Source organism: Fluctibacter halophilus, assembly GCF_020687825.1.
GTDB lineage: Bacteria > Pseudomonadota > Gammaproteobacteria > Enterobacterales > Alteromonadaceae > Fluctibacter > Fluctibacter halophilus.
Window position 1 is genome coordinate 760544 of the sequence record NZ_JAJEWP010000001.1, and the last position, 22913, is coordinate 783456.

At 53.0% G+C, this 22913-nt stretch carries 19 protein-coding genes; 10 read left to right on the forward strand and 9 right to left on the reverse strand.

Annotated features, from left to right (window positions below):
• Positions 1–12 precede the first annotated feature (12 nt).
• Positions 13–2385, forward strand: coding sequence for a phosphoenolpyruvate synthase (ppsA, locus tag LJ739_RS03585; protein ID WP_229157224.1), 2373 nt, complete (start codon positions 13–15; stop codon positions 2383–2385).
• Between the two features lie 63 nt (positions 2386–2448).
• Here ppsA and LJ739_RS03590 read toward each other — a convergent pair whose 3' ends face one another.
• Complete coding sequence (locus tag LJ739_RS03590) at positions 2449–2922, reverse strand: DUF1203 domain-containing protein (RefSeq protein WP_229157225.1); 474 nt, start codon at positions 2920–2922, stop codon at positions 2449–2451.
• 149 nt (positions 2923–3071) lie between these two features.
• Between LJ739_RS03590 and LJ739_RS03595 the strand changes: the two genes are divergently transcribed.
• Positions 3072–3929, forward strand: a complete 858-nt coding sequence (locus LJ739_RS03595) for a methylated-DNA--[protein]-cysteine S-methyltransferase (RefSeq protein ID WP_229157226.1) — start codon at positions 3072–3074, stop codon at positions 3927–3929.
• On the opposite strand, the gene LJ739_RS03600 is transcribed toward LJ739_RS03595, so the two are convergent.
• The 3 genes from LJ739_RS03600 to LJ739_RS03610 all read right to left on the reverse strand — a co-directional run bounded on the left by LJ739_RS03600 (position 3921) and on the right by LJ739_RS03610 (position 5859).
• Positions 3921–4139 carry a PGPGW domain-containing protein gene (locus LJ739_RS03600; protein ID WP_229157227.1) on the reverse strand — a complete coding sequence of 73 codons (219 nt, stop codon included), beginning with the start codon at positions 4137–4139 and terminating at the stop codon, positions 3921–3923. The two genes, LJ739_RS03595 and LJ739_RS03600, sit on opposite strands and share 9 nt — an antisense overlap.
• A gap of 86 nt (positions 4140–4225) precedes the next feature.
• Entirely contained in the window at positions 4226–4693 is a 468-nt protein-coding gene (locus LJ739_RS03605; RefSeq protein ID WP_229157228.1) for a hypothetical protein, read from the reverse strand.
• Entirely contained in the window at positions 4690–5859 is a 1170-nt protein-coding gene (locus LJ739_RS03610; RefSeq protein ID WP_229157229.1) for a PepSY-associated TM helix domain-containing protein, read from the reverse strand. Before LJ739_RS03610 ends, LJ739_RS03605 begins: the two co-directional genes overlap by 4 nt.
• A 246-nt stretch (positions 5860–6105) precedes the next feature.
• Here LJ739_RS03610 and LJ739_RS03615 point away from each other — a divergent pair, with 246 nt between their 5' ends.
• The 3 genes from LJ739_RS03615 (at position 6106) to LJ739_RS03625 (ending at position 10244) form a co-directional block, all read left to right on the forward strand.
• Positions 6106–6579, forward strand: a complete 474-nt coding sequence (locus LJ739_RS03615; protein ID WP_229157230.1) for a hypothetical protein — start codon at positions 6106–6108, stop codon at positions 6577–6579.
• Between the two features lie 189 nt (positions 6580–6768).
• Positions 6769–9819, forward strand: coding sequence for a D-2-hydroxyglutarate dehydrogenase YdiJ (gene ydiJ / locus LJ739_RS03620; protein WP_229157231.1), 3051 nt, complete (start codon positions 6769–6771; stop codon positions 9817–9819).
• Positions 9816–10244 carry a DUF4826 family protein gene (locus tag LJ739_RS03625; RefSeq protein ID WP_229157232.1) on the forward strand — a complete coding sequence of 143 codons (429 nt, stop codon included), beginning with the start codon at positions 9816–9818 and terminating at the stop codon, positions 10242–10244. The genes ydiJ and LJ739_RS03625 overlap by 4 nt, the downstream gene beginning before the upstream one ends.
• A 46-nt stretch (positions 10245–10290) precedes the next feature.
• On the opposite strand, the gene LJ739_RS03630 is transcribed toward LJ739_RS03625, so the two are convergent.
• From LJ739_RS03630 to LJ739_RS03645, 4 genes are all read right to left on the reverse strand, one after another.
• Positions 10291–10749, reverse strand: coding sequence for a GNAT family N-acetyltransferase (locus LJ739_RS03630; RefSeq protein WP_229157233.1), 459 nt, complete (start codon positions 10747–10749; stop codon positions 10291–10293).
• 11 nt (positions 10750–10760) lie between these two features.
• A complete protein-coding gene (locus LJ739_RS03635; protein WP_229157234.1) occupies positions 10761–11888 on the reverse strand; it encodes a cupin domain-containing protein in 1128 nt (375 codons plus the stop codon).
• A complete protein-coding gene (locus LJ739_RS03640) occupies positions 11816–12712 on the reverse strand; it encodes an adenylate/guanylate cyclase domain-containing protein (RefSeq protein WP_229157235.1) in 897 nt (298 codons plus the stop codon). The genes LJ739_RS03635 and LJ739_RS03640 overlap by 73 nt, the downstream gene beginning before the upstream one ends.
• A gap of 73 nt (positions 12713–12785) precedes the next feature.
• A complete protein-coding gene (locus LJ739_RS03645; protein WP_229157236.1) occupies positions 12786–13187 on the reverse strand; it encodes a cytidine deaminase in 402 nt (133 codons plus the stop codon).
• A gap of 173 nt (positions 13188–13360) precedes the next feature.
• Here LJ739_RS03645 and LJ739_RS03650 point away from each other — a divergent pair, with 173 nt between their 5' ends.
• From LJ739_RS03650 to LJ739_RS03665, 4 genes are all read left to right on the forward strand, one after another.
• Positions 13361–14155 carry a polysaccharide deacetylase family protein gene (locus tag LJ739_RS03650; RefSeq protein ID WP_229157237.1) on the forward strand — a complete coding sequence of 265 codons (795 nt, stop codon included), beginning with the start codon at positions 13361–13363 and terminating at the stop codon, positions 14153–14155.
• A gap of 157 nt (positions 14156–14312) precedes the next feature.
• A complete protein-coding gene (nlpI, locus tag LJ739_RS03655) occupies positions 14313–15203 on the forward strand; it encodes a lipoprotein NlpI (protein WP_229157238.1) in 891 nt (296 codons plus the stop codon).
• Positions 15204–15216: 13 nt separating this feature from the next.
• Positions 15217–16692, forward strand: a complete 1476-nt coding sequence (locus LJ739_RS03660; RefSeq protein WP_229157239.1) for a tetratricopeptide repeat protein — start codon at positions 15217–15219, stop codon at positions 16690–16692.
• A gap of 111 nt (positions 16693–16803) precedes the next feature.
• On the forward strand, positions 16804–18477 hold the full coding sequence (locus tag LJ739_RS03665) for a sensor domain-containing protein (RefSeq protein ID WP_229157240.1): 1674 nt from the start codon (positions 16804–16806) through the stop codon (positions 18475–18477).
• An 18-nt stretch (positions 18478–18495) separates the two neighbouring features.
• Here LJ739_RS03665 and cysZ read toward each other — a convergent pair whose 3' ends face one another.
• Positions 18496–19227 (reverse strand): sulfate transporter CysZ, encoded by a 732-nt coding sequence (gene cysZ / locus LJ739_RS03670; protein ID WP_229157241.1) that lies wholly within the window; start codon positions 19225–19227, stop codon positions 18496–18498.
• A gap of 186 nt (positions 19228–19413) precedes the next feature.
• Here cysZ and smc point away from each other — a divergent pair, with 186 nt between their 5' ends.
• Positions 19414–22893, forward strand: coding sequence for a chromosome segregation protein SMC (smc, locus tag LJ739_RS03675; protein WP_229157242.1), 3480 nt, complete (start codon positions 19414–19416; stop codon positions 22891–22893).
• Positions 22894–22913 lie beyond the last annotated feature (20 nt).

Consider the following 22913-nt stretch of genomic DNA (forward strand, 5'->3'; position numbering starts at 1 on the left):
GAGAGCTGGGCAGTGCAAGAATACGTAGTTTGGTACCAACAACTGGGCATGAATGATGTTGGTCGAGTAGGCGGCAAAAACGCATCGTTGGGTGAAATGATTTCTAATCTGGCCAACGCCGGTGTTCAGGTTCCCGGCGGTTTTGCAACCACCGCCAGTGCGTTTCATGAGTTTCTTGACCAGAGCGGGCTTGAAGCGCGCATCCATGAAGTCTTAGACAATCTGGATGTTGACGATGTCACTGCGCTGGCACAAGCTGGCGAGCAAATTCGCAACTGGATTATTGATACACCGTTCCAACCTGCATTGGAAGACGCCATTCGAAGCGCGTTTGACGAGTTGCAGGCGGATGCGGGTAATGAAGCGTCCTTCGCTGTTCGCTCTTCAGCAACTGCCGAAGACATGCCCGATGCTTCGTTTGCTGGTCAGCAAGAAACGTTTCTCAACGTGAAAGGCTACGAGGCGGTGCTGGTCGCCATCAAGCACGTGTTTGCCTCTCTGTTCAATGACCGAGCGATTTCCTACCGCGTTCACCAGGGCTACGACCATAAAGGTGTGGCATTGTCTGCGGGTATTCAACGCATGGTGCGCAGTGACATGTCCTCTTCCGGGGTTATGTTCACCATCGACACCGAGTCAGGCTTCGAAGACGTTGTTTTCATTACCTCATCATACGGTTTGGGTGAAATGGTCGTGCAAGGTGCGGTCAACCCAGACGAGTTTTATGTGCACAAGCCAACACTGAACAAAGGTCTGCCTGCTATTGTACGTCGTAACCTGGGCAGTAAGCTGGTTAAGATGATCTACTCTGATGATCTGTCTCACGGCAAGCAGGTTGAGATTGTCGATGTCGACAAACAGGACAGCCATCAGTTTTCACTGACTGATTCTGAAGTCAGCGAGTTGGCCAAACAAGCACAAATCATTGAGCAGCACTACAAGCGTCCGATGGACATTGAGTGGGCTAAAGATGGACTGGATGGCAAGCTGTACATTGTTCAGGCTCGCCCTGAAACGGTGCGCAGTCGCGAAGACATGCAGGTGATAGAGCGCTTCCAGCTTAAAGGCAGTGCCAAAGTGATCTGTGAAGGTCGGGCCATCGGTCACAAGATTGGCGCGGGTACCGCCAAAGTACTCGGTTCTATCGACGAAATGAATAAAATCCAGCCGGGTGATGTGTTGGTAACCGACATGACTGACCCCGATTGGGAACCGATCATGAAAAAGGCTGCAGCGATTGTGACCAATCGTGGCGGACGTACCTGTCACGCGGCCATCATTGCCCGTGAATTAGGTATTCCAGCAGTCGTAGGTTGCGGTGACGCCACCGAGACGCTTCAGACCGGTGATCAGGTCACCGTTTCTTGTGCCGAAGGTGATACCGGGTACATTTATGATGCCAACCTGGAATTCGATGTGGTGACCTCACGTATCGATTCCATGCCTGATCTGCCCATGAAAATTATGATGAACGTAGGTAACCCCGATCGTGCCTTCGATTTTGCCCGCTTGCCTCACGAAGGCGTTGGCCTGGCGCGTCTTGAGTTCATCATCAACCGAATGATCGGTGTTCACCCTAAAGCATTGCTGGATTTCGACAATCAGCCTGATGATTTGAAAGCTGAAATCAACGACATGATTGCCGGTTATGCGTCGCCGGTTGAGTTCTATATCGAGAAGCTGGTGGAAGGTATTTCGACCATTGGTGCGGCGTTCTCGCCCAAACGGGTGATTGTGCGGATGTCCGATTTCAAATCCAACGAATACTTCAACCTGGTTGGCGGGTATCAATATGAACCCGATGAAGAAAACCCGATGTTGGGCTTCCGTGGTGCCAGTCGCTATATCTCTGAAGACTTCCGTGAGTGTTTCGCGTTGGAGTGTGAGGCGATCAAGCGGGTGCGCAACAACATGGGATTGACCAATGTAGAAATCATGATCCCCTTTGTTCGTACCCTTGAAGAAGGTCGTAAAGTGATTGAGCTGCTGGCCGAACAAGGGCTGGTACAGGGTGAAAATGGCCTCAAAGTCATCATGATGTGTGAGCTTCCGTCCAATGCCTTGTTGGCGGATGAGTTCCTCGACATTTTTGACGGTTTCTCCATCGGCTCCAACGACCTGACCCAGTTAACACTGGGACTGGATCGGGACTCGGGTCTGATCGCACATTTGTTCGATGAGCGCGATGCTGCAGTGAAAAAACTGTTGGCAATGGCGATTCAAACGGCCAAGAAGCGTGGCAAATATGTCGGTATCTGTGGTCAGGGGCCGTCGGATCACGAAGACCTGGCAGCCTGGTTGGTCGAGCAGGGTATCGACAGCGTGTCATTGAACCCTGACACCGTGGTTGAGACCTGGTTATATTTGAATGAAAAGCTCGGTTAAACCTTGGGTAAGACACGAATAAAAAGGCGGCTGTTAAGCCGCCTTTTTTGTGCCTGTCAGTTGTCAGGCGCGCTTTATTCCCGCCAGGTAGCAGCCGCGGGCGGCGTTGTGAACATGCAGGTAACGACATTGAGGTACGGCAAAAAGCTGCGCGATGGCTGCCTCGATGTCCTGGCCAGTGGTGAGTGATGCGTCGGTCATCATGTGATTGTTATCAAAACCGCGCACCGACAACGCTTCTCGGCGGCGTATCATGTCCGGTACTGCATCGACATCACAGACTCTCGCTTGTTGAGCGCTGGCGCGGACAAATACGCCATGACTGGCACGGTATGGACCTGCAACATCCTGATGAGTGACATTTAACAGGTAGAGGGTTTCTCCCCGTTTGGCGTCCTGTAAACTGACCCGACAGGGGAAACCGACATCGGCATCGGCGGTCAGTGTGTGTACACCCAGTGCTGTGCGTTGATCGTTGGTCAGGGCTGGAAGGTGCGCAAAGGACTGCGCATCGAGCGGGTAGAAGCGGAATGGCATTGGGATCTCCTTTTAAGGGCAAAAGGGGAGTGTCTAACGGTTGTAAAACAATCGCTGTCCGTTTATTGCTTTTTTTAGCAACAACCGGATAGTCTGTCTGGATGATGTTGCTTAACCTAGCACTGTCTTTTTACGTGAAAGAGAGAACCATGAGCCAATCCAATCTACAGTCACGACTCTTTCAGTGTGCCGCCTACCTTGAGCAATACAGTGACCAAGCAATAACCCTGACGGCGTTGGCGCGTCGGTTTGCCATCAGTCCCTATCACTTGCAACGTCAGTTTTCAGAGGTTTTTGGTCTGTCGCCCAAGCAGTTTCAACTGGCGGTGCGATTGAACCGGTTCAAGCAACATTTGAAGCAGGGTGAGGATGTTACCACTGCCATTTATGCAGCAGGGTTCAGCTCTTCCAGTCGGGTTTATGAGCACATTGATGACAATATGGGAATGACGCCGGCAACCTACCAGCAAGGTGGCTCACAACAGAATATTCATTTTGCCGTGCGCCAGACCGTGCTGGGAAATGTGATCATGGCCGCCACCGAACGGGGAGTATGTTATGTGCATTTTGGCGAGCACTATGGTGACTTGTTGTCCGCCCTGCATCAGGAGTTTCCGCAAGCCAGCCTTATCGCCAGTCCGCTGTCCAGTGAGCCCCTGTTAGATGGCTGGATTTCGGCACTCGATAGCCATTTGCGCAACAATACCCGACTACCCGACATCCCGCTCGATCTGCAGGGCACTGCGTTTCAGATCAGTGTGTGGCGATTCCTTGCGCGCCTTAAACCCGGGCAGACGTTATCTTACGGTGAACTCGCCCGTGCCATCGACAAACCTGGTGCCCATCGGGCAGTGGCCAATGCCTGCGCTGCTAATAAGCTGGCAGTATTGATCCCTTGCCACAGAGTGCTCAGAGGAGACGGTGCATTGGGTGGCTATCGATGGGGTGCATCCCGCAAACAACAACTGTTATCACAGGAAGGTCAGAGCATTGAGGTACTAGCGTAGTTTACGCGCCAGCAGAATGCGGTCCAGCTTTACTGCTCCGCGACGCATGCTTGATTGTGACCGTTTGAGCCAGATACGGGCGTGGGGTATATCCAGACTCAGCAATACCAGTCCTGCGATGACCAGCAGCATGGAGCCGGGAACCACGAAAAACAGCACGCCACAGATGAGTAGCACTGCTCCCAGACTGATCCGAGCGGTTTTTTTCATTAGCATATCCTGACAGTTTCCTGAACTCACTATAGTGAACCGCCGCCTCACAAGCCACTGTGCAGTTGTAACAGAATGCAACGCACCTAAGGTGTGACCCGTTTGGACAGTGACCAGGATGCCAATCCGGTGCGGCCATCCCAAAACTGTACCGTTAACCACAACTTGTCTTTTGCGCCGATAATTTGAGGTGCCAGCGCATGAACGTGCTGGCCGTATCGGGACCCGTGCAACATACCCTCGAAGCGTTGCTCCAACGTTGCAATGTCAAGGGGCTCTGGACCAATGTGCATAAAGCTCTGACGAAGGGGGGAGATGTCATTGGGGGTGAATGTCACCATAAAGTCTTTTACATACACGCCGTCATGCATGTAGGGCGCTTCGTTATCGAGGGGCATTGGGGTGACCGTCAATTCTTCAATCGATTGTTGCGCCAGCGGGTCTGGAAATGTGGGGTTCAGTGACTGGTACAAATACCATAGCGGTAACACGAGTAGCACAGCATTGCTGCGAAATAGCACGCGTTTGATTTTGTCGCGGTGTACAGGGTTCATGAGACAACCTCCTTGCCGGCACGGTGATGTGACACCATTGTGGCATTTGTACTGCGCCGATTGTGGACCACACGCTTGTACCACATCAAAAAGCCACTGAGCGACATGCCACTGAGGATTAATCCGAAGATAAACCAGATGGCCTTGGTCCATAGTCCGCCGATGTACCCAAAATGCAGCGGATCTGCCAGATGCATCAGGGTTTGCAAGGGGGTCATGGTGTCTGGGGAGAATTGCTGGGTGATGTCGCCAGTCCACGGATCCATGGCCAGGTTATAGCTGTAATGATCAAACCAGATTGATCCGCCGTGTCCGGACAATTTGTAGGTATCCCGATGGTGTTCAGGCATCATCACATAACTGGGTTGAAAATTGTCAAAACGCTGTTGCGCGGCTGACAGGGCATTGGCCAATGTGTACGATGGCTGGGGGGATTCGGTGGCGGTGGATTGTGGCAATACGCTGGCAGGTAGTAGCCTTGGGTAAGGCTCTATCTCGATATCCGAATGCCATAGCACTGCTTGCACCAGATACCACAGACCGGTCAGTCCCATCAGCAACATAAACCACAACGACCAAATTCCGCCGATCCGGTGAAGATCTGCAAGCGCCGTTCTACCCCCTTGTCTGAGCCGTAGTTTAGGGTTCAAGAAGCCGCGCCAGAAACGCTTGTACACCATCATTCCGGTGATCAGAGCGCCGAGTACGACAATCGATAAGCCGCTGACGAGGTAGTAACCAATGCTGAAATTATGATGCCATGGAAACAACAGCCAACCATGCAACGAGCGCATGAAGGTAACGAACGTAGTGCCGTTGTTTACTTCCTGAATCTGCCCTGTGTACTGATTGACATAGGCCAGCGCATAGGGTTTGTCACTGTCGCTGAACATCACCACGTTAACGAGGTAGGGCTCAAGCACGGCAACGCCACTGATGTCGGCTTCGGGATACTGGCGCTGCACCAGGGTGGCAATCTCATGCAGCGGTTTGGCGTCCTGCTGATGTGGGTTTTCGGCGCGGGCGTTTGGATTGGTCAGCCAGGTCAACTCATGACTGATCACAGCGATTGCGCCGGTCAGACAAACAAACATAAATACGGCCCAAATCGGCAAGGACAACCATCCGTGCAACTGAAACCACTGACGGTTGGAAAGGATACTCATGGTGTTACGGTCTACTTTTATGAATCTAAGTGATAATGGTTATCATTACACATGTGAGAGGTGTGTACAATACACGTCTGACATGGTTTTTCTCGGGGTTTACCCTCCGGCCTGGCTGAACGGAAGCTGAAGGGCAGTGATCTTCAGGGCGCAAGACTTGCGTTTTTAACCAGTAGGGAGGATAGTTTACTTACCCGCAATCAACGCTGCGGGTGAGATCCCGAAACGTGCATAAGGAGTGTGAAAATGATCAAAAACGTTTTGTTTGCCGTCACCGTCGCTGTTGGCGTAAATGGCTGCGCGGTCATCAATGCTGATGACACTATCGCTGCTGATAGCATCGCGTTTGAAAACTTCAATAACCAAGATGATGCTTCCCCACAGCGGGTACAACTGATGTGTCATAACCAGATGCCCACCGAATGGAACCGGCCGCTGCAATTCGAGCAGGGGCAACATAAATTATGGGTCCAGGCTACGCTTCGCCAACGGGATGTGCCGGCAAGTGAGCGTGAAGCCTACGTGTTATTGGAGGCAGAGCTGGATGGTGGCAAACGTTACATGCTGAACAGGTCCATCGACGATGACACCATCACGGTGTGGGTGCAGGAACGTGAGACCGGTAAGCAGGTCAGTAACGCGGTCTCTGCAACACTGGCGTTTCCAAGCGCTCATGAGCAGGGATTAAAGTCACAGCGCTGTAAATCTGGCACCGTTTAAGTCACGTACAGTTGCACAATACTCAGCATGGCTGGGATGTGTGCAACTGCTTTTTGTATTGCTTAGCCTTGTGGGTTGTTGGCGGACAGAAGTGTGATTTAATTCGGCCTGATATCGCTGTGACGTGAGTCGATTTGATCGCTGAGCTTCTGTATAATCCAGCGATTATTTGCTTATCACGTTGTTTGCATGTTACCAGCATTGGATCCGCACGCTGCTTTACATCAGCAGTACATCGCATTTCTTGACGCTCTGCAGGGGAGTGATTTTGGCGGCGATATTGAACGGGGCTATGCCAGTCGCGTAGCTGTCGCCACCGATAATTCCATTTATCAGCAACTGCCTCAGGCAGTGGTGTTTCCTACCGGTGTGGAAGACCTGGAAATCCTTGGCCAAGTCGCCACCGCTCATCCAACCGTGTGCTTCAGTGCGCGCGGGGGCGGTACGGGAACCAATGGCCAGTCATTGACAGCCGGCATCGTGGTTGACATGTCCAGGCACATGAACCGGATCCTTGAAATCGATGCAGAAAACGGCTGGGTGCGTGTGCAGTGCGGTGTGGTTAAAGATCAACTGAATGATGCGTTGCGACCACACGGCTATTTTTTTGCTCCCGATTTGTCCACCAGTAATCGCGCAACCATTGGCGGAATGATCAACACCGATGCCTCAGGGCAGGGTTCTTTGGTGTACGGCAAGACCAGCGATCATGTCCTTGAACTGACCAGCGTACTGGCGGATGGCACGCGCATCGATACCGCTCCGATGGGGGTGGAAGATGCCCGCAGAGTGGTTGCCAAAGGCGGGCCTTTGGCCAGCATTCTGCAGCAGGCACTGGATACTTGTCTGGGCTATCGGGAACAGGTCCTGAAGGTGTTTCCGCGCTTAAACCGTTTTCTTACCGGTTATGATCTAGAACATGCCATCAGTGATGATCTCGCCACCGTTGATGTGAGTCGATTGATCACCGGCTCTGAAGGCTCGCTGGCATTTGTGGCCGAAGCCAAACTGAACATTACCCCCATCCAGACCTACAAAGCATTGGTCAATGTTAAGTATGATTCCTTTGAGTCGGCGCTGCGCCACGCGCCTCACATGGTCGCTGCCAAAGCGACATCGGTTGAAACGGTAGACAGCAAAGTACTCAATCTGGCCAAGCAGGATATTGTTTGGCACAGCGTCGCTGATTTGATCAAACCGGTTCCCGGCTGTGAGGTTGAAGGCCTCAATATGGTCGAATACAACAGTAATGATCAGGATGAAATAAAGGCCAAAATTGCTGCACTTGAAACCGAGCTGAGCAGCGAAGAGGCCCGTAACAAGCACGGTGTCATCGGTTTTCAGGTCACGTTTGAAAAAGCGGATATTGGTAAAATTTATGCGATGCGGAAAAAGGCCGTGGGTCTGTTGGGTAAGGCCGACGGTTGGCAAAAGCCGATAGCATTTGCGGAAGACACGGCTGTGCCACCGGAAAATCTGGCCGACTTTATCATGGAGTTCCGTGCTCTATTGGATAAGCATGACCTTGCTTACGGCATGTTTGGCCACGTTGATGCTGGTGTGCTGCATGTGCGTCCTGCGCTGGACATGTGTGACCCCAAACAGGCTGAATTGATGGCAAGCCTGTCTGATCAGGTCGTATCGTTGGTGGCCAAGTACGGCGGTCTGATGTGGGGGGAGCACGGCAAAGGCTATCGCAGTGAATACGGTCCGGCGTTCTTTGGCCCTGAGCTATTTACCCAATTACGGGCTATCAAAGGGGCGTTTGACCCATTAAACCGTATGAACCCGGGCAAAATCTGTACTCCTCTGGACAGTGACGCCTCGCTCGTGCGTGTGACCGATCCGAAACGGGGTGACCACGACCGGCAGATCCCGATTGAAGTGCGCAATGACTTTGCACCTGCATTGAGCTGCAATGGCAACGGATTATGTTTTAACTACGACACCTCGTCACCGATGTGCCCATCGAGCAAAATCACCGCCGACCGACGGCACAGTCCAAAAGGTCGCGCCAGTATGATGCGTGAATGGCTGCGCTTACTGGCCCAGCATAAGGTCGATGTGCACGCGCTTGAGGACGACCCAGAGACCCATAAACATGCCTGGTTTGCACGTTTGCGCAACACGTTGCGGCGCAATGAGGTGGTTGATTTTTCTCATGAGGTCAAAGAGGTTATGGACGGTTGCCTGGCCTGTAAAGCCTGTGCCACCCAATGTCCGGTCAACGTCGATGTGCCAACCTTTCGGGCACGCTTCCTCGCCCTGTATTACCAACGTTACCTGCGCCCGATGAAAGATCATCTGGTTGCCAACATTGAGCGTATGGCGCCGCTCCTGGCTGTTGCGCCCGCATTGGTCAACAGTATTCAGGGCTGGCGACCGGTCCGATACCTTATCCGTCAGTGGGTGGGTTACGTTGACCCGCCCCCATTGTCGGTGCCAACACTGAAAAAACGGTTGGCAGACAAACACAGTGATATTCAGTTAACACTGCCTCGTCTGCGTGCGTTGGATGAAGAGGCGCGTCAGAAGACGGTTTTGATCGTGCAGGATCCGTTCACCAGTTTCTACGAAGCTGAGCTGGTTGAGGATTGCGTCAGTCTGTTGCAAACCCTCGGCTATCGCCCCTGTGTATTGCCATTTCGACCGAATGGCAAGCCCCAGCACGTCAAGGGCTTTTTACAGCGTTTTGAGGCCACCGCGAAAGACAGTGCCGCATTTCTTAACGAGATTGCGGACCTTGGCTTGCCGATGATTGGTCTGGATGCCAGCTTGGTGCTGTGTTATCGGGATGAGTACACCAAAGCCCTGGGCGAGGAACGTGGGGATTTCAACGTGCAGTTGTTCCACGAATGGTTTGTCAATGAATCGGTCAGTGGTGCACTGAAGGGTGATACTGAGTACGCACTGTTTGGGCACTGTACGGAAAAAACCGCGCTACCGTCGATGGAAAAAGACTGGCAAACCATATTCGACCGTTTCGGCCTTAAACTGCAAAGCGTAGCCGTAGGGTGTTGCGGGATGGCCGGTACATACGGCCATGAGGCGGCAAACCTGTCGAATTCTGTCGGGATCTATAAATTGAGTTGGCAACAGGCGTTGCAGCAATACAGTCCCTCACAGTGTCTGGCCACCGGTTTTTCATGCCGCAGCCAGGTCAAGCGCATTGAAGGGGCTAAACCACGGCACCCATTACAAGCATTATTAGCACATTTAACAGAGGAGCCTGCGCAATGAGCAGTGACCAACAAAACCCACAAATGGATCAACAGCAACTGCAGGAATGGGTGCGGGCCCAGTTTCAGAAAGCGAATAAATTTCTGGCAGAAAACGGGGTTCTGTTTGACGCCGTGATCACTGAAGACAGCCGATACCTTGCACCGTACTTAGCGCTTTGGAAAATCAAAGCACAGGACAAATCCATGTACTGGGTTATGGCAGGTGATTTACCGACCGATTTTATGGCCTACGGAAATGCCAGTACGGCCCGCGACGCTCTGCGGCATTTTTCCATGTCCTGGCAGGTAAAAGCGGAAAACATTCGTCGCACCGCGGCAGATGATAAAACCCAGCTTGCATTTGCTCAGCTTCTTGAAGCGCGGGCTGAGAACTTGTACACAATGAGTCAGCAAGACAGTTTGTGGGAAAACAACGCTGGGTAATAGGAAAAGCCGCGAGGGCATGGCTGGCGGTTTTGCCAACCACGCCCTAGTGGGTAAGATCCACACGGGGTAGTGTGAAAGAGTGCAGTGCGCAGGCCATTCGTTGACGTGGAATGCCGGCGTCCATATAAACTGCTCCGACTGGTCGGAATCCTTGTTGTTGGTAATATTCAACACCTTCCAACTCACACTGAACACTTACCTGCTGAATTTCCCGCGCGCGGGCAATGTCTAGCAGTGCATCAATGAGTACCTGGTAAACAGCGGGTTTACGATAGTTTGATTCAACGGCAATACGACCGATTTCACCGTCTGGTGTGATACGTCCGGTTGCCACCTCATGACCGGACTCATCCAATAACAACACATGTGCAGCCCGGCTGTCACGGTTGTCGAACTCGCATTCACGCGGAATGCGCCACTCGTAAACAAATACCTTTTCTCTCAGTTTGCTGAGTTTGTGTTTTGCTTTCCCCCAGTCGACGTTTTCAACTGTAAACGTCATCAGGGTCTCCTTTAAAGCTCGGGATCCCAAAATCCCGCATTTATAAGTTTAGTCAAAAACTGAACAAAAAATAAACGATTATTTGTGTTCAATGAAGAATTTGCTTGCCAATGGGGCGCACTCAGGAAAGATTCAACCAGTGCCATGGCATCCTCCGGGCAGTAAAAACCCATCCCATTGACCCACAGATTGTGTTCCTCCGGGGCCGCATCGATGCGGATAAATCGCGGGTTTAGGGTTGGCCAGAACGTGATCTTCTGATCCAGCCACTGACCGACTTCTTCAGCGCTAGTGTGAGCACTGGGCGCGAATTCTCGATGTGGCTGACTCAGATGGCTTGCCAGCCACTGACTGAAGCTTGGATCATCGATTCGTGCACGCATCAGCTGGCGTAAGTCGTCCACTTCAGACGAGAGTAAATCACCGGCAAAGGTGCGGACCGGCATGTTCGGATCCGCGAAGCGAGGTGTACTGCACTGGTCAATAAGGTGATCCGCCAATGCACTGAATAAATCTGCCTGAGAGGGGGCTCTGCAGCCAACCGAAAAACTCATGCTGTCGGTAATTGCCTGACCCGCGTGGGGGCATCCTGGTGGGATGTACAGCACGTCGCCACTGGAGAGCACCACATCAATGACCGGTTCGAATCCGCTTACCTGACGCAACGCAGGGTGGGGCGTTTGCTCCTGGTAGTCGCCACGGCCACCCACTTGCCAATGCCGTTGCCCTTTGCCCTGAACAATGAACACATCGTACTGATCAAGGTGTGGTCCCACGCCAGCGCCAGGCACCGCAAAACTGACCATGACATCTTCGCGGCGCCACACAGGGAGAAAGGTAAAAGCGTCCAATAACGCCCTTGCAGCCGGCACCAGGTTGTCGACGCCCTGCACCAACAGGCTCCACTGATCCACGCACTGAGCACTGAAATCCTCAAACGGTCCATGGGCAACATGCCACTGATCACCGCTGCGTCTGACGATGCGAGCATCGATATCCTCTTCCATTGCCAAACCGGCAAGCTCATGTTCGTCGATAGGATCGTCAAAATCGGGCAGCAATTGTTTCAGAACAACCGGTGACTTTTGCCAGTAGTTGCGTAAGAAGGATTGACGATCAAAGTTGTGCAGTGTGTACATAGTGTTGTCAGTTTTTCCAAATAATAGCCACTTTGTGTGGGCAACCCTTTCGGGAATAATGTCTGTCTTGCTGAAAGCTGACAATACCGTCTCACAGCGTTTGCGGTGCTGCTGTGAAGGAGAATGTGATTGGCCGGTGCCAACTGTTCCATACGCGCTGCAATGTTGATGGTGTTCCCCCAAACATCCAGGCACTTGTCAGTGTGGCCAAGCATACCTGATATTGCTGCGCCCGTCGCAAGTCCGATACGCACCTGCAACGGTGCGTTAATGTTTGCTGCCCACCACACAGCATAGTCACGCATTAACCAGGCGCAATGACTCGCCTGCAGCGGGTTGAGCGGTTGGGCGTTGTTCAATCCTGCCGCTGCCATGTATTGATCGCCGGCGGTTTTGACCTTGTCCATCTGACACAGCGAGGTAATGAAATCATAGCCTTTAAACAACATATCGAGGTCACCAAGTACCTGCTCCGGGGGGCGTGAGCGACAATAGCGCGTAAAACCCTGTAAATCAGCAAACAGTACTGTCACTGCGCCATGGGTGCGCGGGGTTGTGGTGTTAAGGTGACAGTGCAGTTGAGGTGTCACGCTGACATCCCCAGTACCGGGCGCAAATCGCTGTGCACGTTGCTGCGGAGGTGACCAAGAGGGGTTGATAATCAGCACAAAGAGCGCGCTGAACAATAAAAGGAAAGCGGTACCCGGGTGACCCACATTGTTGGTCAATGTGAGCCAGCCAAGGGCACAACTGACCAACAACAATGACCCGCTGAAGTGAAACAAAAACGCTCGCCTTTGCTGGGCGAGAGGTGTCTGGCGCATGAGATACCCGAAGAGGCGATGTATCTTCAGTGTAGTGCCGCGCGCAGGTGGTTGAAACGCACTTGCGTCCAGTTTACATATCGAACGCTTTTGGCAACAACTCACCCAGTGTCAGGGTTTCGACTTTTCCATCCCGCGTTGCCAGGTGAACCGGTGTCTGTGGCGAAGCAAATTCACGCAATTTCTGACGGCAGCCGCCACAGGGCGGGCAAGGCTTGCTATTGGGGCTGACAATCATAACCTGTTCTATGCGTTTTGCGCCCTGACTGATCATCGCACCAATTGCGCTGGCCTCAGCACATTGGCCTAACGGGTAAGACACGTTCTCAACGTTGCAGCCAACATACAGGTTGCCATCGTCGGCTTTTATTGCGGCGCCGACCTTAAACGTTGAATAGGGCGCATGGGCATATGCCTGGACCTTTAACGCGGCCTCAAACAAGGGTTGTAGCGAAGATTGTGTATCCTGTGGCACGGTAGTGTCCCGTGGTGAACTAAAGGACGAGCAAGTGTGCGCTAAGTTGGGGGGTGGTTTCAAGTCTTATAGAACTGAAATATATGTTTTAAGGGCCAGGTGACGACGGGGGAGATTGAAAACCCCTGCAATTGCGCGCATGCTGACTTTTTTACACACGGGAGAATCAAGCCATGGCGGCGCGCTACTGGAGAATCCTATGGGCTATCGCTGCTCTGTTGGCCGCGGGCGTGACCTTAGCCAAGCCTTGGCCAGGTGATGCCCAGGCTGCGGTTGTGCTTGGTTACGATGATGCCTTGCCCAGTCAGCTATACACGGCCGTGGGACAGCTTAATGACGTCAACATCAAGGCCACCTTCTACCTCACGCTGACCACCGTTGACGCTTCCGGCACGTGGCAGCAATGGCGGGATGTGGCGCAGCAAGGGCATGCGTTGGGCAATCATACGTTCAGTCATCCCTGTCGCGGTGATCGGGCCGGACGCGGCTGGGTCAGCGCAGAGCAGGATCTGAGTCGTTGGTCTGCACAACAACTACTGGCCGATATTGAACGGGCGCAGCAGCAACTTAATCAGTTGGCGCCGGCAAGTGAACGTTCATTTACGCCACCCTGTGGTGATCATTTGGTCGGAGGGAAAAACTATTGGGCGATGCTGCCTGCTGATATCAGCGTGATGCGGGTACCCTATGATACCAAGCTTCCCCCGGTGTCTCCCGGCATCACCGTAATACCCACCTGGTTTCCGGTTGATGTAAGCGCCCAAACGCTGATTAATTTTACTGAAAAGGCGGCGCGCGACGGCGGGATCGCCAGTGTGTCATTTCACGGTATCGGCGGTGACCATTTGAGTGTCGACAGTGCGGCGCATCGCCAGTTTCTCGACTACCTTGCCGCCAATCGCAACCGCTATTGGATCACGACAACCGTGGCGTTAGCGAGACACCTGAAAACCGTTCAGTCACAGTAACCGATTGTGACAATTTGTCTTCCTTACCCGGCACTGTCATACTTTACTTTATCGAACAAATACGCGACCCTTGCGCCCTCAACAGTTGCCAGGTGTCTGCAACAGTACGACTGGGCCAATGCCAGTATTGAACCTGACCAAGGATCCCTTTTCTTCTATGCGCCATATCGTTTTTTCCGTATTTCTTATTATCGCTTCAGGTCTGACCGGTTGCGCCAGTTTTTCGCCCTCGGGTGGCACCCAGCAGATGGGGAATTTATTGCTTGCGGTGCCTGCACCTGCCAGTCCCCGTGCACAGCTGGCGATAGCACGTTATAACCAGATATTGATGCAGGCGCCGTTGGAAGACAACGAGCGGGCTGAACTGTTTTTCCAGCGCGGTATGCTGTACGACAGTGTCGGGTTGCCCGGACTGGCGGAATACGATTTTAAACGGGCTATTTCGTTGAAGCCTGATCTGGCTGAAGCGCACAATTCTCTGGGGATCCACTATACCCAGCAAATGGAATTCATTCAGGCCTACGAAGCGTTTGATTCGACCCTAGACATTAATCCCGACTACGACTACGCCTTTCTCAATCGCGGTATCGCGTTGTATTACGGCGGTCGTCCCGATTTGGCTGCACAAGATTTTGACCGTTTCTATGCCCAGGACAAGCAGGACCCGTACAGAGCCCTGTGGACGTTTATTGCAGAACGTGAAGTCGATTTGTCACGGGCGCAGCAGAACCTGCGCGTAGTTCGTCAGGCGCTGAGTGATGACAACTGGGCTACATTGCTGGTCGACCTGTATTTGGGCCAGGCCAGCGAAAGAGAGGTGCTCAGCGCGCTTATCGTGGGTGTACGTAACCAACGGCAACTGACCGACCGCTTGTGTGAAGCGTATTTCTATCTGGGCAAATACCATGCATCGCGTGGCAATAAAGGCAAGGCGTCGAATTACTTTAAGCTGGCCCTGAGTACCAATGTGTTCGAATACGTCGAACACCGCTATGCACGCCTTGAACTCGACCTTCTCAGTCGCAACAAAGACACAGAAACGCAGTAATATGAAACACCTCATGCGCGTCTTCCGCGGCGCCTTGGTTTTGTTGCCAGTGATCGTTTGCAACGCCGATGTCAGCCACGATCGCGCCGTTGTGCAACGCCATTTCAGCGATCCGTTTGTTGCCTCAATGTGGTACCCATTGGCCAAGCAGGGGGATGAAGGCGCCCAGGCAGCGTTGTTGGAATATGCCCAACAACGCAATCAAGCACACTGGCTTAAGCGCATGGGCGCTTTGGGTCAGCACAGTGCTTATTATCACCTTGCCATGCAGCAGAAAAACCTCAATGAAGCGCGCCGCTGGTTACGCAAGGGAGCCATGGCCGGGGATGCCGAAAGCCAATATGAACTGGCATTGATCACGGACTACGGTGTACGCAAAGTGCATTGGCTGGAGCAGGCTGCACAACAGAATTTTATTCCTGCACAGGTGGCATTGTATCAATGGTTACAGTTGCAGGGCGATGACGAGGCTGCCTTTGCATGGCTGCAACGGGTGGCGCCACTGCACGGAAACAGCGCACTGCTGTTGGGTGATCAATTGTGGCAACGGGGCGATAGCGCGGCAGCCATTGATGCCTTTGAAAAAGCGACCGCCTTGGGAAATCAGCAGGCCGTCGAACGACTCAACGTGATCCGTACTTACTGGCAACGTCCACAGGACACGCGCGTATACGGTGCTTCATTGGCCAATTGTACATTGCGTGTCCAGCCGGTCACCGCCAGTCTGCAGGGCATGCGACGATTACTGACGCTGCTACAAACCGTTGAACAGGATGCACGCCTGAGCGCTTTACCCATGTGTTTTAATGCGCCATTGTGGGTTGAGCACAAGGACTTACCCTGCACCAACCGATGGCAGGGCGCAGGGCGATTGGGCTGTCGTTTAGGGCCTCTGGCGGAGCGCTTCAGCGCTTCGCTGGATGACCATCCGTTCAGCCACGTAATGGTAATGGCCACACAGGGCAAAGCCAATGTCCAGGACGGCGTGATGTACCTCGATCTGTCTGACAGCTATGATGTTTTTGTGCATGAGCTGGCCCATTTTGCCGGGTTTGTGGATGAATACCCGTTGGGGAATGCGTTGGCACAAGTTCACTGCAAAGCGTCATTGGCACCCAATGTACGGGTATTTCAGCCCGTCGATCAAGAGAGCGGCGATGATACGGTCGATGTTCCCGAGGGCTGGTTCAAAGCCCGAACCTGTAATAATCACCCGGCCCAGGCCTACAAACCCAGTGCCAAAATGACGTTCATGGAGTTTCATGACACCGCCCACATACCCCAGGTATACCTTGAATTGTGGGCTCAGCGACTGTCGCAACGGCACTTCCTGCAAACCGCTTATCAGAATCTGGCGCGCGCCAGCAGCACACCGGCGTTGGTTAACTTCTGGTGGCAACAGGAAGCCAATTATGTGCGTCAACCGAGCTGGTCTTTACCGGCTGTCGAGCAGGCGCCGTCTGAGCAAGTGGCGCCTGCCGGGCGATGATGTTGGTATTTCATTGGGATAAGGGTACACTGGCAAAAGTGGTTGTTGTTTAGCCAGTTACCGTGCCGACAACAACGCATGCGATAACGATAATAACAAACGTCGGAACCTATGAACGCCAGTTTTGATGACGCGCCATACATTCAGGCTTATCGCTGTCTGAATGAAGCTTTGCTCCTTATTGATAAGGAGTATCGGGTGCGCTTTGCCAGCCCGCTGTACTTATCAACGTTCAATGTCACCACCGATTCGCTGCTTGGCGCAGATATCACCACCGTGCTGGGCGCAGGCATTACACCGTCAATTGCCCAATTGGACACGGTGGCTCAGGGGGTGAACCATTGGAGCGGCGAGGTATCTGTCGGTGCCGACAGTGCCACTGAGAGCCGGTTTGTGCATATCGATGTGGTATTCGACAGTCAGGAACATCAGGGGTATCTGCTGCGTTTTATCTCGCCCCGCCAGCAAGACATCCAGCAAGCGGCATTGCAGGAAAAAGCCTACCATGATGAGCTGACCCGCTTACCCAACCGGGCTTTGTTCAATCAGTTACTCAAGCACCAAATCAGTCAGTGTCAACGCAATAAAAGCCGTTTTGCATTGATGTTTCTCGACCTGGATCGGTTTAAATGGGTCAATGATACGTTTGGCCATGATGCCGGCGATCTGTTGTTATCAACGCTGGCGGAACGGTTGGAACATACCCTGCGTAAAAGCGACATTGTGGCGCGTCTGGGTGGTGATGAGTTTGTTGTCATCATGAACAATATCCGCGATCTGCAAACCATTGCCAATGTGGCGGACAAAATCATTCGTCAGATCAGTAAACCTGTCACCGAAGGGGCGCATCATCTGCAGGTCGGGTGCAGTATCGGCATCAGTATCTACCCGGAAAATGGTGTGTCTGCTGAAGCATTGCTGCACCAGGCTGACCAAGCTATGTACCGGGCCAAAAAGCAGGGTGGTGCCGATTACTTTTATTTCAGTGACGCGTTGAATCAGGAATTGGAAGACAGTCGACGGGTGGAGCACAGTATTCGTGAAGGCCTTGCATCGTCGGCTTTTGAGCCGTTTTTTCAACCGCAAATTGACCAGCGCAGCGGGCGAATCGTCGGGATCGAATGCCTGGCACGCTGGCGCTGCCCTGAGCATGGGATCAGAACGCCAATAGAGTTTATCCCGGTGGCCAAAAAAGCCGGCTTGATGCACGATATTTTGCTGCAGGTGTTGGACAAGGCGCTGGGCGAAATCGCCGGTTGGCAATCCTACCTGCAAGGAAGGGTGCCGCTGTCCATCAACATGACCAGCCAGCAATTTCATCAGCCAAACACCTTTGAACAACTGAGCCGGATGTTAGCCGATGTGGCGCTGGGCAATGATGCGCTGCGTATTGAAGTCACGGAAAGTGCGTTGCAAAAAGACGGCGATGCCTTTCTCGAACAACTGAAGAAAATCAACATGGCAGGGTTTGGCATCACCTTGGATGATTTTGGCACCGGCTATTCGTCGTTACGCTATTTGCAGCAGTTGCCGGTGGATACGCTGAAAATTGATCGGTCCTTTGTGCGCAATCTGGCGCACAATCCGCAGGATCGTATTATCGTCAAAGCGATCATTCAACTGGCGCAAACCCTTGGCATTGATGCGGTAGCCGAAGGGGTTGAGACCGAACAACAGGAACAGTTTCTGCGTGATAACGAATGTTATCTGATGCAGGGGTTCCTGTATTCCGAGGCCTTGTCAGCCCCTGACTTTCGCGATTTTTTAGCCGCTCGCAATGGCTGACGACAGTCCGCTGCCATATCAGTGGTGACGTAATTCGTCGACCCACATCTTGGTTGCGCCACAAATAGCAACCGGCATCACTAGAAAGTTAACCAGCGGGATCATTGAGAATACGCTGACCATGATACCAAAACTGAATGCGTGACCTTTGTGCTGGTTCAGGGTCTGGCGCATGCTAGAAAACGGCACTTTGTGATTATCGAAAGGATAGTCGCAATACTGTATTGCCATCATCCAGGCGGTGAACAGAAACCACAATACCTGGCCTACCACCGGCAACAGAAAGAACAACAGCAAGAAACCAATGGCCCTTGGCACGTAGTAGCCAAACTTGGTCATCTCCCGACCCAGGGTGCGTGGAATATCCTTGACCACATCCATCATGCCGCCGTCCTGCATAGATTGGCCAGTAAGGTGTCGTTCGACTTTTTCCGCCAGCAGGCCATTGAACGGTGCTGCAATCCAGTTGGCCAGGGTGCCGAACAGCAGAGCAAAGACCAGCAAGATACTGATCAGTGCAAGTGGCCACAACAAATACACCAGACCGTCTTTGACCCAGCCCAGCCAGTCTGGGATCAGGTTGATAACCCAGGCAATGCCTTCGTCAACATAACCCACCAGAGAATACAGTGCGGTAGCGAATAACAGCAGGTTGACCGCCAGCGGGATAAACACAAAGCGCTTGATGCCTTTGGTTCTGATCAATTGGAAGCCGGCAAAGAAATAATCGACACCGTTTGACTGACTCATCATGACAACCTTTCTAATATATTGATTTTATGGAGAAAACAAATAATATTTGGGTCATCATAGCATGTCCGGCCAAGGCAACTCAAAACGTCAATTGTTACACCTGATGACTTTTGGTACATTCGATGGTTAGGGACAAGCGCACACGTCTCAATTATCATAACAACAGGGACAACACGATCACCCATGCGCCTCAAGCGAATCAAGCTGGCAGGGTTCAAATCCTTTGTGGATCCGACCAGCATACCTTTTCCTGATGATATGACCGCGATTGTCGGTCCGAACGGTTGTGGCAAATCCAATGTCATTGATGCCGTGCGTTGGGTATTGGGTGAAAGCTCGGCGAAAAACTTGCGTGGCGATGCCATGACGGACGTTATTTTCAACGGCTCTTCAGCGCGTAAGCCGGTGTCCCAGTGCAGCGTGGAGTTGGTTTTCGACAACAGCAGCGGCCGTTTGCAGGGCGAATATGCCAATTACAATGAGTTGTCTGTCAAACGGCTGGTAACAAGGGATGGCCAGTCCAATTACTTCCTCAATGCCAGCAAATGTCGTCGCCGCGATGTCACCGATCTGTTTCTCGGCACCGGGCTGGGGCCGCGCAGCTATGCGATCATCGAGCAGGGTATGATTTCTCGCCTGATCGAATCCAAGCCACAGGAATTGCGGGTATTTATTGAAGAAGCCGCCGGTATCTCCAAATACAAAGAGCGCCGCCGCGAGACAGAAAACCGTATTCGTCACACCAAAGAGAACCTTGAACGGCTTGATGACGTGCGCAGTGAACTGGGCGCACAACTGGACAAATTGCAACGACAGGCAACGGCCGCCAAGCGTTACACCGAATTGAAAAAGTCAGAGCGCCAATACAAAGCCGAGTTGGCGGCGTTGCGCTGGCTGAAGCATAGTGAACATATCACCGCGCTCGACAAGCAGTTGGCCAGCCAGGAAACAGAACTGGAAGCCTTCATTGCCCAGCAGCGCGGGGATGAGCGAGGCATGACGGCCCTTCGCGAACAACACGCAGATTTAAAACAACGGGCGTCTGATGTACAGCAACGCTACTTTGTCCTGGGCAATGATATCACCCGTCTGGAACAACATCAGTTGCATGCCCGTCAACGCCAGCAGCAGATTGATCAGAGCCTCAGTGAGCTGGACAACCAGACCCAGCAATTGCAGGAAAGTTACGCCGAAGAGACACAGCAGATCGCTCAGCTACAGGCAACACTGGCTGATGCCGAGCCTGCCGCGGAGGCGTTGCAAGCCCAACGTTTGCAGGCTCAGGAGGCGCTGGAAGACAGCGAAGCGTCAGCCCGGGAAGAGCAACGGCGTTGGCGAGAACAGGAACAACATTTCCACCAGACCAAGCGGGATGTACAGAGCCGGCATAGCCAGATCCAGGCCACCATGGACATGCAGTTACGAACCCAGCAACGTTTGTCCGAACTGCGACAGGAATTGGATGAACTGGAGCATGATCAACTGGCCGAACAAATTGCCAGCCTTGCCGAGCAAGTCAGCCTGGCCAGCGATACGGCCCTGCGCAGTAAACAGGCGTTGCAGGAAGCCAAGCAGACCCATCAGGATGCAAAAGCCGGTCTGGCACAGCGCCAGCAGTCCCATTTAGCGCAGCAACGTAAGGTCAATGAAATCGCTGCACAAATTGCCGCCCTCGAAGCCATGCAACAGGCAGATGATCCGACCCAGGGATTGCGGCAGTGGTTGAACGAGCGGGAGCAATCTTTCAAGCCATTGTGGGAAGTGCTCGACATTGAACCCGGCTGGGAAGACGCAGTGGCCAGCGTTTGCCATCACTGGCAGCATGCACTGGTTATCAGTGGCGATACGTCACGACTCGGCGAGATGACCGAGCAGGGCAGTGTTCAGGTGTTTCTGCAGTCCCGTTTTGTCAGCGATAAACCGCCAGGCACTCTGGCCGCGAAAATCAACACACCTGCGGTGCCGGAACACTTCATTCACATTCTTTGCAGTGACGACAATGCGCAGGCGTTGGCCTGCCAGGCACAACTGCAACAGGGCCAATCCGTTGTGACCCCCGGCGGCACCTGGATGGGGCGGGATTGGCTGTTTACGCCGGCGACCGACAACGAACAAAGTGTACTGGCTCGGGCCGCCAGCATTGCCCGATTGAAAGAACAGCGCAGCATAGTTGAGGCTGAACTGGCGCAGACTGATCAGGCGGAGCACATCGCCCAGCAGCACCTGGAATCGACAGATAAGGCGCTGTCTGCCCAATTGGATGATACCCATCAAGCAGAACAGGCGCTGACCCAAGTACAGAATCAGCACAATCTGCTGGTCATGCAGCATCAGCAGAGCGAACAACGTCAGGCCCGGATTGTGCAGGATATCCAACGCCATGAATTGCAACTGGCCGAGGAAGCGGCCCAGAGTGAGCAGTTAGCCGAAGAGCTGGAAGGGTTTGAACAACGGTTGTCTGAGCTGTCTGAACAACAGGAAAGTATCGAGCAGCGGCGTGAGCAGCATGAGCGTGATGTGCAGTTGCAACGTCAGCAACTGGAACAACTGCAAAGTCGCTATCACCAGCATACCCTGACGGTGCAAACTGCTCGTAGTCAACTGCAGGGGCTCGAAGCGGCGTTGAATAAAACCCGGTTACAGCAACAGGATGTTGCAAGCCGTCGGGAAGCGTTGCTGGAAGAACAACAACAGCTGCTGATGCCTGTCGAAGAGCAAGCAGAAACCCTGGCCGAGTTATTGGCCAGTCGCGAAACGGTCGAACAGGAACTGCGTCAGGTCAATGATCAGTTGGCCGACGTTGAACAGCAATTACGCGATGTGGAGCAGGGCCAGCAAGGGATTAATCAACGCATCCAGCAAATGCGTGAAGCGATGGAATCTACCCGTCTTGAATCTGAAGGCTATCGGGTCAGAGCGAATGCGGTGCTGGAGCAACTGGATGAATTACAGGTATCCCTGAAACCGCTACTGGAACAACTGCCGGAACAAGCCGATGAAGACCAATGGCAACAGGCGTTGGAGAAAACCACTGCTGCCATCAGCCGGTTAGGGGCGGTGAATCTGGCTGCCGTCGAAGAGTATGACGTACAGTCGGAGCGCAAGCAGCACCTGGATGCGCAGAATGAAGACCTGTGCGCGGCGTTGGATACCCTTGAAACGGCCATTCGTAAGATTGACAGGGAAACCCGCAGCCGCTTCAAAAACACCTATGACAAGGTCAACGAAGACTTAAAAATGCTGTTTCCCAAGGTGTTCGGTGGCGGTTCTGCGTACCTGGAACTGACCGATGATGATCTGCTCGAAACCGGTGTTACCATTATGGCCCGGCCACCGGGCAAGAAAAATAGCACTATCCACCTTCTTTCCGGTGGAGAAAAAGCGCTAACCGCTTTATCATTGGTGTTCGCAATTTTTCGCCTCAACCCGGCACCTTTTTGCTTGCTGGATGAAGTGGATGCCCCGTTGGATGATGCCAATGTCGGGCGTTTTTGTAAGCTGGTCAGTGAAATGTCCAAGTCTGTGCAGTTTATCTACATAACGCACAATAAAATTGCGATGGAGATGGCAACCCATTTAACCGGCGTGACGATGGCTGAACCTGGCGTGTCACGGATGGTTGCCGTTGATGTGGATGAGGCCATGGCGTTTGCCGAGGCCTGATGCATTGATGGTGCGCTGAA

Bases quoted from the DNA above. Each gene is read 5' to 3' on its own strand.
- smc (WP_229157242.1), top strand. From the start codon at position 19,414: ATGCGCCTCAAGCGAATCAAGCTGGCAGGGTTCAAATCCTTTGTGGAT.
- LJ739_RS03590 (WP_229157225.1), bottom strand. From the start codon at position 2,922: ATGCCATTCCGCTTCTACCCGCTCGATGCGCAGTCCTTTGCGCACCTT.
- LJ739_RS03605 (WP_229157228.1), bottom strand. From the start codon at position 4,693: ATGAACCCTGTACACCGCGACAAAATCAAACGCGTGCTATTTCGCAGC.
- LJ739_RS03615 (WP_229157230.1), top strand. From the start codon at position 6,106: ATGATCAAAAACGTTTTGTTTGCCGTCACCGTCGCTGTTGGCGTAAAT.
- LJ739_RS03600 (WP_229157227.1), bottom strand. From the start codon at position 4,139: ATGAAAAAAACCGCTCGGATCAGTCTGGGAGCAGTGCTACTCATCTGT.
- LJ739_RS03595 (WP_229157226.1), top strand. From the start codon at position 3,072: ATGAGCCAATCCAATCTACAGTCACGACTCTTTCAGTGTGCCGCCTAC.
- cysZ (WP_229157241.1), bottom strand. From the start codon at position 19,227: ATGAGTCAGTCAAACGGTGTCGATTATTTCTTTGCCGGCTTCCAATTG.
- ydiJ (WP_229157231.1), top strand. From the start codon at position 6,769: ATGTTACCAGCATTGGATCCGCACGCTGCTTTACATCAGCAGTACATC.
- LJ739_RS03665 (WP_229157240.1), top strand. From the start codon at position 16,804: ATGAACGCCAGTTTTGATGACGCGCCATACATTCAGGCTTATCGCTGT.
- LJ739_RS03635 (WP_229157234.1), bottom strand. From the start codon at position 11,888: ATGTACACACTGCACAACTTTGATCGTCAATCCTTCTTACGCAACTAC.
- LJ739_RS03630 (WP_229157233.1), bottom strand. From the start codon at position 10,749: ATGACGTTTACAGTTGAAAACGTCGACTGGGGGAAAGCAAAACACAAA.
- LJ739_RS03610 (WP_229157229.1), bottom strand. From the start codon at position 5,859: ATGAGTATCCTTTCCAACCGTCAGTGGTTTCAGTTGCACGGATGGTTG.
- nlpI (WP_229157238.1), top strand. From the start codon at position 14,313: ATGCGCCATATCGTTTTTTCCGTATTTCTTATTATCGCTTCAGGTCTG.
- LJ739_RS03650 (WP_229157237.1), top strand. From the start codon at position 13,361: ATGGCGGCGCGCTACTGGAGAATCCTATGGGCTATCGCTGCTCTGTTG.
- LJ739_RS03660 (WP_229157239.1), top strand. From the start codon at position 15,217: ATGCGCGTCTTCCGCGGCGCCTTGGTTTTGTTGCCAGTGATCGTTTGC.
- LJ739_RS03625 (WP_229157232.1), top strand. From the start codon at position 9,816: ATGAGCAGTGACCAACAAAACCCACAAATGGATCAACAGCAACTGCAG.
- LJ739_RS03640 (WP_229157235.1), bottom strand. From the start codon at position 12,712: ATGCGCCAGACACCTCTCGCCCAGCAAAGGCGAGCGTTTTTGTTTCAC.